We start from the raw sequence: 12,874 nt of genomic DNA, 5'->3' as shown, positions 1-12,874 counted from the left end.
CCATTCGACCCTACTTTCAGCTCTACGGGGGGTCAACCTTGTGGGCGGGGGGCCCCTTGGGGCCATTGCCGGGCCCGGGCCCCCCCTCACCCCCCGGTGGGGTGGCCCGCAGTGAAGCGGGCGCCCCCTCGGGGACATGACTCGGGCCGCGCGTCAGCCCATGAACTTCTTGAACTCGTCCGGCAGCTCGAAGTTCTTGTCTTCCTCACCGGCCGGCAGACCGAGCGCGCCACCCTGCGCCGCCTGCTCGCGACGGGCCGCCGCGGCCTGCTCCTCGGCCTTGCGCTTCATCGGGTTACCGCTCTTGCGCTTGCCCTTGGCCTGCTTGACCTGCTTCTTCTGCCGGCCCGGGCCGCCGCCCATGCCCGGCATCCCGGGCATCCCCGGCATGCCGCCGCCCTGGGCCATCTTCGACATCATCTTCCGGGCGTCGAAGAACCGCTCGACCAGGCTCTTCACGGCGCTCACGTCGACACCGGAGCCCTTGGCGATACGGGCACGGCGCGAGCCGTTGATGATCGTCGGCTCGGCGCGTTCCTTCGGGGTCATCGACTTGATGATCGCGGCGGTGCGGTCCACGTCGCGCTCGTCGATGTTGTTGATCTGGTCCTTGATCTGCCCCATGCCGGGCAGCATCCCGAGCAGCTTGGAGATGGAGCCCATCTTGCGGACCTGCTCCATCTGGGCGAGGAAGTCGTCGAGCGTGAAGTCCTTGCCCTTGCTGGACGCCAGCTTGGAGGCCATCTTGGCGGCCTCGTCCTGGCTGAAGGTCTTCTCCGCCTGCTCGATGAGGGTGAGCAGGTCACCCATGTCGAGAATGCGCGAGGCCATCCGGTCGGGGTGGAAGGCGTCGAAGTCCTCGAGCTTCTCACCGTTCGACGCGAAGATGATCTGCTTGCCCGTGACGTGGGCGATCGACAGGGCCGCACCACCGCGGGCGTCGCCGTCGAGCTTGGAGAGCACCACACCGTCGAAGCCGACGCCGTCGCGGAAGGCCTCGGCGGTGTTGACCGCGTCCTGGCCGATCATCGCGTCGACGACGAAGAGGATCTCGTCGGGGCTGACGGCGTCGCGGATGTCCGCGGCCTGCTGCATCAGCTCCTGGTCGATACCGAGGCGGCCGGCGGTGTCGACGACCACGACGTCGTACTGCTTGGTCCGGGCGTGCTCGATCGAGTCCTTGGCGACCTGGACCGGGTCCCCGACACCGTTGCCCGGTTCGGGGGCGTAGACGGCGACGCCGGCGCGCTCGGCGACGACGCTCAGCTGGTTGACGGCGTTGGGGCGCTGGAGGTCACAGGCGACGAGCAGCGGGGAGTGGCCCTGGCTCTTGAGCCAGAGGCCGAGCTTTCCGGCGAGGGTCGTCTTACCGGCACCCTGGAGACCGGCGAGCATGATCACGGTGGGCGCGGTCTTGGCGAACCGCAGCCGCCGGGTCTCGCCACCGAGGATGGAGACGAGCTCCTCGTTGACGATCTTGATCATCTGCTGCGCGGGGTTCAGCGCCTGGGAGACCTCGACGCCGCGCGCCCGCTCCTTGACGTTGGCGATGAAGGACCGGACGACGGGCAGCGCGACATCGGCCTCGAGCAGGGCGATACGGATCTCGCGAGCCGTGGCGTCGATGTCCGCCTCGGACAAGCGGCCCTTGCCCCTGAGGTTCTTGAAAGTCGCGGCAAGGCGGTCGGAGAGAGTATCGAACACGGCGCTCGTCGGTCCTCAGGGTCGGGGGCGGGATGGGTCAGTCGTTCCCCAGGGTATCCGGACGCCGTGGAACGCAAAGCCCTCGCCCGGTTCTCGTGACGAACGAGGGCTTCCTCACGTGCTGATCGAGCTCAGCCGAGCGCCTTCTCGACCTCCTGGGCCAGCTCCGCCGCGCGTTCGGCTGCCAGGGGCCGGCCGTCCTGACCGGTGACATAGACCGTGTCCACCGCGTTGGCTCCCAGCGTCGACACATGCGCGCTGCGGACCCGTACCTCGCTCTGTTCCAGCGCCCGGCCGATCCGGTGCAGGAGTCCGGGGGCGTCCTGGGCACGCACCTCGATCACCGTGGCCCGCTGCGAGCCGGCCGCCGCGACCGTCACCCTCGGCGGCGGGGCCTTCACCCCGCGGCGGCGCGGGTAGGCCGCCTCGCGCTCGGCCAGCCGGGAGCGGATGTCCAGGGAGCCGTCCAGGGCGCGTACGAGATCGGCGCGCAGCCGGGCAGCCTGGGGCAGGGACCCGTACTCGGCCGCGACCCGCCAGCTGAGCAGCAGTACGTCGGCGGTGTCGCCGAGCTCGGTGGGGAGCTCGACGGCCCGCAGGTCGGCGGCGCGGACGGTGAGGCGGTGCAGGGCGAGCACCCCGGCCGCGGCGGGGAGGACCCCGGGACGGTCCGGGAGGGCGATGAGGAGTTCGACGCCGACGGGTTCGGGCGCGCCGTCCTCCTGCGGGGTCTCGGTCTGGGCGTGCAGCGCGAGGACCGGTTCGCCGGTGCGCAGGGCCTCGATGGCCAGGCGTTCCTGTTCGGCGTCGGGAGCGGCGGGCTCGGGCTCATCGGGTGCTTCGCCTGCGAGGACGGCCGCGACGCGTTTGACCAGCTCGGTGACGAGCGAGGCACGCCAGGTGGACCAGGCCGCGGGCCCGGTGGCGAGGGCGTCGGCCTCGGTGAGTGCGTGCAGGAGCTCCAGGGTGGAGGCGGTACCGACCGCGTCGGCGACCGAGCGGACGGTCGCCGGGTCGTCGAGATCGCGGCGGGTGGCGGTCTCGACGAGCAGCAGATGGTGCCGTACGAGGGTGGCGATGACGCCCACGTCGTGCTGGTCGAAGCCGATCCGGGCGGCCATGTCGCGGGCGATGACCTCACCGGCGACGGAGTGGTCGCCGGGCCAGCCCTTGCCGATGTCGTGCAGCAGCGCGGCGACGAGCAGCAGGTCGGGCCGGCCGACGCGGCGGGTGAGGAAGGAGGCGCGGACCGCCGCTTCGACGAGGTGGCGGTCGACGGTCCAGGTGTGGACGGGGTTGCGCTGGGGCCTGCAGTGGACTCGCTCCCAGTCGGGCAGGAGCCGGGTGATCAGCCCCTCCGCTTCGAGGGCCTCCCAGACGGGCACGGTGGCCTCGCCGGCGCCGAGCAGGGTGACGAGTTCCTCCCGGGCCTCGGCCGGCCAGGGCACCGGCAGCGGTTTGGCGGAGCCGGCGAGATGGCGTACGACATGGCGGGAGAGCGGGAGTTCGGACTGGGCGGCCGCGGCGGCGGCGCGCAGGACGAGCACCGGGTCGCGTTCCGGACGGGCAGTACGGGCGAGCACGACCTCGCCGTCCGCCTCGACGACGCCGTCGGCGAGCGGGCTGCGGTCGACGGCCGGGGCCCTGCCGCCGCCCAGCATCGCGCGCAGCCGCGGCCGGACGGAGCGGGCCCGCAGCACCCGGTTGACCTCGCGCCAGGTGACGTCGGTGGCGTACGAGACGGTGCGGGCGGCCTCATACACCTGGCGCAGCAGGGCGTCGGCGTCGAGGAGACCGAGGGCGGTGGCGACCTGGTCCTGTTCCTGGAGGGCGAGGCGGTCGGTGGCGCGGCCGGTCGTGAGGTGCAGGGCGTCGCGGGCGTCCAGCAGGACGCGGCGGGCCTCGGCCAGCCCCTCGCGGGGTGCGTCGGCGACCCAGGAGGCGGCGACGGCGCGCAGGGCGGTGGCGTCGCGCAGTCCGCCCCGGGCCTCCTTGAGGTCGGGTTCCAGGAGGAACTGGAGCTCGCCCTGGCGTTCGGCCCGTTCACGGCAGAGCTCGTCGAGCGCGGGCAGCCGCTTGGGGGCCTGGTTGCGCCAGTCGGCGAGGATCGCGGTGCGCAGCGATGCGACGAGTCCGAGGTCCCCGGCGACGGGCCGGGCGTCGAGGAGGCCGAGCTGGACCTTGAGGTCCTCCCCCGCTGTCTTCCGGGCTTCGGCGGGGGTGCGTACGGAGTGGTCGAGGGCCAGGCCGAGGTCCCAGACCGGATACCAGATGCGGTCGGCGAGCGCGGCGACGGCTCCGGCGTCGGCGCTGCCGTCGTGCAGGAGCACCAGGTCGAGGTCGCTGCGCGGGGAGAGTTCGCCGCGGCCGTAGCCGCCGACGGCGACGAGGGCGGCGCCGCGCACCCCCGCGTGTTCGGCCGCGGAGGCGAAGAGGGCGGTCAGCCACGCGTCGGTGAGGGAGGCGAGGGCCGCACGGCGCGGCGGCCCGGACTGCGCCTTCCCCTGGAGGAGGCGCAGCCGGGCCGCCGCGTAGCCGCTGGGTCCCGAGTCCTCGGATTCGGTGGTCACTTCGGTACTCGTCACCCAGCTGCCTTTCCGTTTACGGAACGTCGGTCAGAGTGCGTCCGGGCCGCGTTCACCGGTACGGACCCGGATCGCGGTCTCGACCGGCACGCTCCACACCTTGCCGTCCCCGATCTTGCCGGTCCTGGCGGCCTTGACGACCACGTCGATGAGCTGTTCGGAGTCCTCGTCCTCGACGAGGACCTCGATGCGGATCTTCGGGACGAGGTCGACGGTGTACTCGGCGCCCCGGTAGACCTCGGTGTGGCCGCGCTGACGCCCGTAGCCGCTGGCTTCCGTGACCGTGAGGCCCTGGACGCCGAAGGCCTGGAGGGCCTCCTTGATCTCGTCAAGCCGATGGGGCTTCACGACTGCGGTGATGAGCTTCATGCGTCCACCTTCTTGTTCGTCGGGGCTGCCGTCGTGCCGGCCGCGGGGGCCGTGGACCGGGCGGACGAACCGCCGCCTGCTCCACTGAAGTCGTACGCGGTCTCGGCGTGTTCGACCTGGTCGATGCCGGAGACCTCGTCGTCCTCCTCGACCCGCATCCCGATGGTCTTGTCGAGAATGAGGGCGAGGACCGCGGAGACGACCAGAGAGTACGCGAGGACGGCGAAGACACCGACGGCCTGCTTGCCGAGCTGGTCGAGTCCGCCGCCGTAGAAGAGGCCCTTGGCGTCGGACTGGACCCCGCCGGTGGCGAAGAAGCCGATGAGCAGGGAGCCGGCGATACCGCCGACGAGGTGGACACCGACGACGTCCAGGGAGTCGTCGTAGCCGAACCTGTACTTGAGGCCGACGGCCATGGCGCACAGCACACCGGCGATGGCACCGACCGCGATGGCACCGAGCGGGCTGACGGCGCCGCCCGCGGGGGTGATGGCGACGAGCCCTGCGACGGCGCCGGAGGCGGCACCGAGCGTGGTGAACGAGCCGTGGCGGAGCTTCTCGTAGCCGAGCCAGGCGAGCATGGCGGCGGCGGTGGCGACCTGCGTGTTGACGAACATCACCGCGCCGACGCCGTCGTCGTTGCCGAGCCACGAGCCGGCGTTGAAGCCGAACCAGCCGAACCAGAGGAGACCGGCGCCGAGCATGACGAGCGGCAGGCTGTGCGGCCGCATCGGGTCCTTCTTGAAGCCGACCCGCTTGCCGATGACGAGGATCACGCCGAGGGCGGCGGCACCGGCGTTGATGTGCACGGCCGTACCGCCGGCGAAGTCGATCACACCGAGCTCGTACAGCCAGCCGCCCGCGCCCCAGACCCAGTGCGCGACCGGGAAGTAGACGACGGTGACCCAGAGGGTGATGAAGAGCGCCCAGGAGGTGAACTTGACCCGGTCGGCGAGCGCACCGCTTATCAGGGCCGGGGTGAGCACGGCGAACATCAGCTGGAACACGGCGAAGACGTAGACCGGGATGGTGTAGCCGTCCCAGAGTTCCGTGACGCCGATCCCGCTGAGGCCGGCGAAGTCGGAGCTCCAGCCGATGAACGATCCGATGTCGGAGCCGAAGGCGAGGCTGAATCCGTACAGCACCCACAGGATCGTGACGATCCCGAGGCTGATGAAGCTCATCATCAGCATGTTGAGGGTGCTCTTGACGCGGACCATGCCTCCGTAGAAGAAGGCCAGGGCCGGGGTCATGACCATCACGAGGGCGGAGCAGATGAGCATGAATCCGGTATTGGCGGCAGACAGCGTCGGGGCGTCTGCTGCAAACGTCGTGATGCCTGGGGGCATCGGCGTCTCCTCGTCGTCGGTGCGGCCGCGTGCGGGCGATGGGGGCACAACCACGTGCGGGACCACTGGGGAAAAGGTGCGGGCCGGGTTGGACCGGCCTCCGATTGCCGGTCGGTCCTTATGCGCCATGAGATTCGCCCAGCGCCGTTTCCGCCGATGCCGCACGATGTTTCGCCGCAGTGACGAAGGGGAGCGACGTGTTACGTCCCCATGAACCGCCCGTGCCGCATCCGCGCTCGGGCCTACTCTGCGGCCGGGGCCGCATACGGTGCGGTTACGACGCTCCGGTACGGGAACGACCACACGAACCGGCCACGGCGACCACCCGCTGACCTGGCAATTGGGGGAGCCGAAGTCGGTCTGTGCGGGGTGGCCGTCGTGGCCGGGGCTGGTGGGACTGCTAGACGGCTTCGGCCGTCTCGGGCAGCTGTTCGGTGAGGAGATCGGTGAGCCGGGCGACCTCGGGAATGTCCCCGAAGTCCCTGGCGGCGGTGTCGACCGTCTTGCGCAGCCGGGTGTTGACCCGCTCGGAGCGGACCTTCTTGGCGACGCGCAGCGCCTTCTCGGCCGGCACGGTGGATTCCTCGGGCTCGCGCTTGAGGAGGTGGACGGTGGCGAGACCGATCAGATTGAGGGCGTACGACCGCTGGTGCTCGTCGTCGTCACCGAAGAGGTGCACGGCCTTCTGCATGACGGGCTCGGCGAGCGAGGCGTACGTGGGGCTGCGGCCGGCGACATAGGCCAGGTCGCGGTAGGAGTGGGAGTTCTCGCCGTTGAGCTCGGCCTCGGAGAAGAAGCGGATCCAGTCGGGCTCGGGCTCGCCGTCGATCCCCGCGTCGAGGAAGGTGTCCTCGGCCATCCGCACGGCACGCTTGCACTTGCTGGGCTGGCCCATGTTGGCGTAGGCGCGGGCCTCCATCGCATACAGCATGGCCTGGGTCCGCGCGGTGGCGCAGTCCCGGCTGCCGTACTGCGCGAGGTGGATGAGTTCGAGCGCGTCGTCGGGGCGGCCGAGGTGGATCATCTGGCGGCTCATGCTGGACAGCACGTACGAGCCGAGCGGCTTGTCGCCGGCCTCCTTGGAGGCGTGCAGGGCGAGGACGAAGTACTTCTGGGCGGTGGGCTGGAGGCCCACGTCGTAGCTCATCCAGCCCGCGAGCTCGGCCAGTTCGGCGGCGCAGCGGAAGAGCCGTCTGGCGGTGACGGCCGGCTGCGGCTCCTGGAGCAGGTCGGTGACCTCGTGGAGCTGGCCGACGACGGCTTTGCGGCGCAGTCCGCCGCCGCACTGCGCGTCCCACTGGCGGAACATCGCGGTGGTGGATTCCAGCAGGTCGAGCTCGGGGCCGGACAGCCGGGAGGGGCGGCGGTCGGCAGCGGCCGGATCCGGTTCGGCGGCCGCGGCGGACACGACGGGCACCAGCCAGCGCTGCATGGGCTCGATGAGGGCGGGTCCGGCGGCCAGGGCGAGGGAGCTGCCGAGGAATCCGCGGCGGGCGAGCATCAGGTCACTGCGGGAGAACTCACTGAGCAGGGCGACGGTCTGCGGTCCGGCCCAGGGCAGGTCGACACCGGCCACCGACGGCGCCTGGTGCGCGGCGCGTAAGCCCAGGTCCTCGACGGCGACGACGGAGCCGAAGCGTTCCGAGAACAGCTCGGACAGGATGCGCGGGATCGGTTCGCGCGGCTGCTCGCCGTCGAGCCAGCGCCGCACCCGGGAGGTGTCGGTGCTGATGTGGTGGGCGCCCATCTGCCGCGCCCTGCGGTTGACCTGCCGCGCGAGCTCGCCCTTCGACCAGCCGCTGCGTACGAACCATGATCCCAATTGCCCGTTGGGGCGCTTACCGGCATTCGCATCGCCTGCGCCGCTGCCACTCACTGGAACGCCCCCATCCCGCCGAATACTGTCGCCGCGAACCGCTATCAGAATGCCGTGAACCGATGCTTCCCGTACGGAGGTTGCGCACCCTCGAACAGAGAATCGAGTTGCCTCCGGCATACCCATGGGAACACATACTTCCATGGTTCGTGTACCGACGGTAATCCTACGATCACCCTTCCAGGGAGGGTGATTGCAGAAACGCCACCATTCGCCACCCCTTCGGATGAACGCCACTACGGCCGGGCGCGATTCACTTGACAGGCAGCGATCAGCAGTAGGTGCAGAGGCGCATTCAGGGGCGCGCGAGCAGGGCCGCACATCCCCCAACGCGCCCCGCACCCGGCGGATCGCCAGGCACGCCGGAGTGTCACGATTGAACTCCGCTACGTAACCACCGTCGAGTTGGACCCGTTGGAGGGGGCATGGGCTTCACGATCGGCGGCATCCGCGAACTGCGATCCGGCTCACGGCGACGCGGCCGTGCGGCCGAGGGCACCGCGGTGGCCGAGTACACGGGACTGTGGGGCTGGGCCGTCGTGCCCGGAGCGCGGGCGGCGGACGGCACTTGCTCGTGCGGGCAGTCCGGCTGCCCCTCCCCCGGCGCCCATCCGCTGGACTTCGCGCGGGAGGTTCCCGCCGGGGCGACGCTCGACACGGCGGCGCGCGCCTGGGCCGAGGTGCCGGGCGCCTCGATGCTGCTGCCGGTGGGCCGCAGCTTCGACGTGCTCGACGTGGCCGAAACGTCCGGCCGCCGGGCGCTCGTACGGATGGAGCGGATGGGGCTGCCGCTGGGCCCGGTCGCGGTGACCCCGGCCGGGCGGGCCCAGTTCTTCGTGGCCCCCGGCGCGGCCGCCGGACTCCCCCAGCTGCTGTACCGGATGGGCTGGGACGATGCCGGTCTGGACCTGCGGGCACTCGGCATCGGCTCCCACATCACCGCGCCGCCGTCGGACGAGGGCGGCCGCGGCCCGGTCCGCTGGCTCCGGCCGCCGGCCCTGGACACCGCGGCCTCGCCACCGGAGGCCCGGCTGCTGCTGGGCACGCTGGCGTACATCTGCCACCGGTCGGCCCCCTGCGGCTGAACCTGCCCCGGGCCCGCACTCCGGCCCTCACCGCAGAGCAGCCCGGCCGCATGGATCATGCGGCCGGGCTGTTTTCGTGTCTGTCGGGATTCAGTCCCCGATCAGGGCGTCCACGAACGCCTCCGGGTCGAACGGGGCCAGATCGTCCGGCCCCTCGCCCAGCCCGATCAGCTTCACCGGTACGCCCAGCTCGCGCTGGACGGCGATGACGATGCCGCCCTTGGCGGTGCCGTCGAGCTTGGTGAGGACGATGCCGGTGATGTCGACGACCTCGGCGAACACCCGGGCCTGCACCAGGCCGTTCTGCCCGGTGGTGGCGTCGAGCACGAGCAGGACCTCGTCGAGCGGGCCGTGCTTCTCGACCACCCGCTTGACCTTGCCGAGCTCGTCCATCAGACCGGTCTTGGTGTGCAGCCGGCCCGCCGTGTCGATCAGCACGACGTCGGCACCCTCGGCGATGCCTTCCTTCACCGCGTCGAAGGCGACCGACGCCGGGTCGCCGCCCTCGGGTCCGCGCACGGTGCGGGCGCCGACGCGCTCGCCCCAGGTCTGGAGCTGATCGGCGGCGGCGGCCCGGAAGGTGTCGGCCGCACCGAGCACCACACTGCGGCCGTCGGCCACCAGGACCCGGGCGAGCTTGCCTGTGGTGGTGGTCTTGCCGGTGCCGTTGACACCGACGACCATCACGACGCCCGGCGTGTCGGTACCGCTCTCGGTCTTGACGGCACGGTCGAAGTCGGTGCCGAGCAGGGTGACGAGCTCCTCGCGCAGCAGGGTGCGCAGGCCCTCGGGGGTACGGGTGCCGAGGACCCGGACACGCTCACGGAGCCGTTCCACCAGCTCCTGGGTGGGGGCGACGCCGACGTCCGCGGTGAGGAGGGTGTCCTCGATCTCCTCCCAGGTGTCCTCGTCGAGGTTGTCCCGGGACAGGAGCGTGAGGAGCCCCTTGCCGAGGGAGTTCTGCGAGCGGGCGAGCCGGGCCCGCAGCCGGACAAGGCGGCCGGCCGTGGGCTCGGGGACGTCGAGCGCGGGGGCTTCGGGTGTCTCCGGAGCCTGCTCCTCGGCGGCCTCGCCGGGCGGGGGCCCGACCTCCTCGATGGTGCGGCGCGATGCGTCGCGCGGCGTCTCGGCCTCCTCGCCGACATGGGGCTCGGCGGGAGGAGTGATGGTCGGCGTGCTCGACGGTGCCGGGGGCAGCTGCTTCTTCTTGCGGCTGCTGACCACGAGCCCGCTGATCACGCCGACCGCGACCAGGGCGATGACTACAGCAAGGATGACGAATTCCATAACCCACCCAGTATCGGTCACGTGCGGGGACAATCGGGGAACCCGCAGTCCGGCAGGGGGAACCGGGGCGCGCCGGACCCGGTGACGGGCGGCCGGACACGCTCCGGACGGCGCCCACCGCCCGGCCGGGATGAGCCGCGCCGTCGAATTCACCCAGGCGTTATGCGCCATATGCCGGAAACGGTACGATCTTCGCCGTGGAGACCCGTGGCCTGGACCCCGTGCCCGACAGCGAGCGCACCGGCCGGGTCCTGACCCTCTTCCCCACCTGGGTCGCGGCCAATATGACCGTGCTGCTGCTCACCACGGGTGCCGGCCTCGTCGTCTACAACGCGCTGAGCTTCTGGCAGGTCCTGGTCGTCGCGGTTGCCGCCCCGGTCGTCTCGTACGGCCTCGTCGGACTGATCTCCGTTGCCGGGAAACGCGGCGGATCGCCCGGCATGGCACTCTCCCGGGCCGTCTTCGGGCAGCGGGGCAATCTGGCGCCCGGTGTGCTGATCTGGGTCGCCCGCTGGGGCTGGGAGACGGTGAACGCGGTCACCGGCGCCTATGCGGTGCTGGCCGTGCTCGATCTGCTTTTCGGCGTCCGGAGCACGTCCGCGCTGATCATGGTGACCCTGACGGGCTTCGTGGCGGCCGGCTTCCTGCTGTCGGGGCTGGGGGTGCGGGCGCTGCGGGTGTGCTGCACGTGGTCCGCCTGCGTCTTCGGCGGGTTCAGCGTCCTCGTCCTGGTGCATCTGGCCGGCGCGACCCCCTGGAGGGACGTCCTGGACCGGCCGGCCGGACCGACGTCGATGATGGTCGCGGGCATCGGCACCCTGGCCGCAGGCGGCATCAGCTGGGCCCCCACCGGCCCGGACTTCACCCGCTATCTGCCGCGCACCGCATCCGGCCGGGCGATGGTCGCGGCGACGATGGGCGGTGCGGGAATCGTGTTCCTGCCGATGGTGCTGATGGGGGCGGTGATGGCCGTCGGCGCACCGGAACTGGCCGTGACCCGCGATCCGGTCTCCTTCATCGGCGTATTGCTGCCGGACTGGATCGCGGTGCCCTATCTGCTCGTCGCAGTGCTCGGCATGGTGCTGATCAACGCCATGTCGATGTATTCGGCGGGATTCACCGCACAGACGCTGGGATTCCGCGTCCCGCGCGCCTGGGCCGTCGGCGTGAATGCCGCGATCAGCCTGTTCCTGGGATCACTGCTGATGCTGGTGGTGAACAGTTTCATCGATTCGTTCATCTCCTTCCTGAACCTGCTCGCGGTGACGTTCTCGGCCTGGATCGGCGTCTTCGGCGTCGATCAGCTGCGGGGCCGTGCCTACGATCCGGTGGCACTCATGGACACCACTCCCACCAGCGCCTACTGGTACACCGGCGGCTTCGCCCGGCCGGCCGTCGGGGCCTGGGCCGCAGGCCTGCTGGTGGGGCTGCTGCTGACCCGCGTGGAGTGGTTCACCGGTCCGCTCGCCACCACCTGGCCCGGGCGCAACGGCCTCGGCTGGGCCGTCACGATCGCCGTCTCGGGCGGTCTCTACGCGGCGCTGCCGCGCCCCCACGCAGGGCGTACCGGCACACCCCTACACTTCTGACGCCTCGTCAGCTACTGTCCGGCCTCGCCAGCCCTCCAGACAGGACCCAGGGGACAGTGTCATGGCCTTCACAGTCGTCCGGTTCAACCTCGTCGATCCCGATGCCACACCCGCCTCGCTCTCGGCCCGCTACCGCGCCTCACTGGACATGGCCGCGTACGCCGACGAGCACGGCATCGACACCGTGCAGACCGAGGAGCACCACGGGGCCGCCAACTCCTGGCTGCCCTCCCCGTTCGTCTTCGCCGGTGCCGTATTCGGCGCCACCCGCCGGATCGCGGTCACGGTCTCCGCGATCATCGGTCCGCTGCACGACCCGTTGCGGCTGGCGGAGGACATCGCGGTGCTCGACCTGCTCGGCGCGGGCCGGCTCGTGACGGTCGCGGGGATCGGCTACCGCCCCGAGGAGTACGAGCGAGCAGGCGTCGAATGGGGCAGGCGGGGCCGGCTCCAGGACGAGCTGCTGGAGACGCTGCTGCGGGCGTGGACCGGGGAGCCGTTCGAGTTCCGCGGCCGTACGGTCACGGTCACCCCGCGGCCGTACACCAGCCCGCACCCACTGCTGCTGGTGGGCGGCAGCTCGCGGGCGGCGGCGCGGCGGGCGGCCCGGCTGGGGCTGCCGCTGTTCCCGAGCGCGCATCTGCCGGAGCTGGAGGCGTACTACCACGAACAGCGCGCGGAGCACGGCACGGAGGGCTTCTGCATGATGCCCGCGGCCGAGACACCGCTGCTGCATGTGTCCGAGGACCCGGACCGGACGTGGGCCGCGTACGGGGAGCACTTCCTGCACGAGGCGCGTACGTACTCCTCCTGGCAGTCCAAGGACATCCGCTCCGCCGTCCGTTCGGCGGCGACGACGGTGGCGGAGCTGCGCGAGGAGGGCGTCTACCGGATCGTCACCCCGGAGGCGTGCGCGGACCTGGGCCAGGAGCTGGACAGCCTGGTACTCCACCCCCTGTGCGGCGGGATGCCGGTCGAGGAGGGGTGGCGCAGCCTGCGGCTGTTCTGCGAGGCGACCGGGGGGTGAACG

At 71.2% G+C, this 12,874-nt stretch carries 9 protein-coding genes; 3 read left to right on the top strand and 6 right to left on the bottom strand.

Features of this window, described 5'->3' with window-relative positions:
• Positions 1–153: 153 nt before the first annotated feature.
• The 5 genes from ffh to ACFVW8_RS22880 form a co-directional block, all read right to left on the bottom strand.
• Positions 154–1,704, bottom strand: a complete 1,551-nt coding sequence (gene ffh, locus ACFVW8_RS22900; protein WP_389692825.1) for a signal recognition particle protein — start codon at positions 1,702–1,704, stop codon at positions 154–156.
• A gap of 131 nt (positions 1,705–1,835) precedes the next feature.
• Complete coding sequence (locus ACFVW8_RS22895) at positions 1,836–4,289, bottom strand: [protein-PII] uridylyltransferase (protein WP_389692823.1); 2,454 nt, start codon at positions 4,287–4,289, stop codon at positions 1,836–1,838.
• Between the two features lie 30 nt (positions 4,290–4,319).
• Positions 4,320–4,658, bottom strand: coding sequence for a P-II family nitrogen regulator (locus ACFVW8_RS22890; RefSeq protein ID WP_136330688.1), 339 nt, complete (start codon positions 4,656–4,658; stop codon positions 4,320–4,322).
• Positions 4,655–6,007, bottom strand: coding sequence for an ammonium transporter (locus ACFVW8_RS22885; RefSeq protein WP_389692821.1), 1,353 nt, complete (start codon positions 6,005–6,007; stop codon positions 4,655–4,657). The genes ACFVW8_RS22890 and ACFVW8_RS22885 overlap by 4 nt, the downstream gene beginning before the upstream one ends.
• A gap of 400 nt (positions 6,008–6,407) precedes the next feature.
• The gene (locus ACFVW8_RS22880) at positions 6,408–7,883 is read right to left on the bottom strand and encodes a hypothetical protein (protein WP_389692819.1); all 1,476 of its coding nucleotides are present in this window, start codon (positions 7,881–7,883) and stop codon (positions 6,408–6,410) included.
• A 425-nt stretch (positions 7,884–8,308) separates the two neighbouring features.
• Between ACFVW8_RS22880 and ACFVW8_RS22875 the strand changes: the two genes are divergently transcribed.
• Positions 8,309–8,968, top strand: a complete 660-nt coding sequence (locus tag ACFVW8_RS22875; protein ID WP_389692817.1) for a bifunctional DNA primase/polymerase — start codon at positions 8,309–8,311, stop codon at positions 8,966–8,968.
• 90 nt (positions 8,969–9,058) lie between these two features.
• Here the strand turns inward: ACFVW8_RS22875 and ftsY are convergent, their stop codons facing one another.
• Positions 9,059–10,255: a signal recognition particle-docking protein FtsY gene (ftsY, locus tag ACFVW8_RS22870; protein WP_389692815.1), complete on the bottom strand. Its 1,197-nt coding sequence runs from the start codon at positions 10,253–10,255 to the stop codon at positions 9,059–9,061.
• A 197-nt stretch (positions 10,256–10,452) separates the two neighbouring features.
• Here ftsY and ACFVW8_RS22865 point away from each other — a divergent pair, with 197 nt between their 5' ends.
• A complete protein-coding gene (locus tag ACFVW8_RS22865; RefSeq protein ID WP_389692813.1) occupies positions 10,453–11,844 on the top strand; it encodes a purine-cytosine permease family protein in 1,392 nt (463 codons plus the stop codon).
• A 61-nt stretch (positions 11,845–11,905) separates the two neighbouring features.
• A complete protein-coding gene (locus tag ACFVW8_RS22860; RefSeq protein WP_389692811.1) occupies positions 11,906–12,871 on the top strand; it encodes an LLM class flavin-dependent oxidoreductase in 966 nt (321 codons plus the stop codon).
• The last annotated feature ends 3 nt before the right edge of the window (positions 12,872–12,874 follow it).

This window comes from Streptomyces sp. NPDC058221, from assembly GCF_042882365.1.
Lineage (GTDB): Bacteria > Actinomycetota > Actinomycetes > Streptomycetales > Streptomycetaceae > Streptomyces.
The sequence above is the reverse complement of the archived record's forward strand: the minus strand, read 5'-3'. Positions and strand labels throughout refer to the sequence as shown.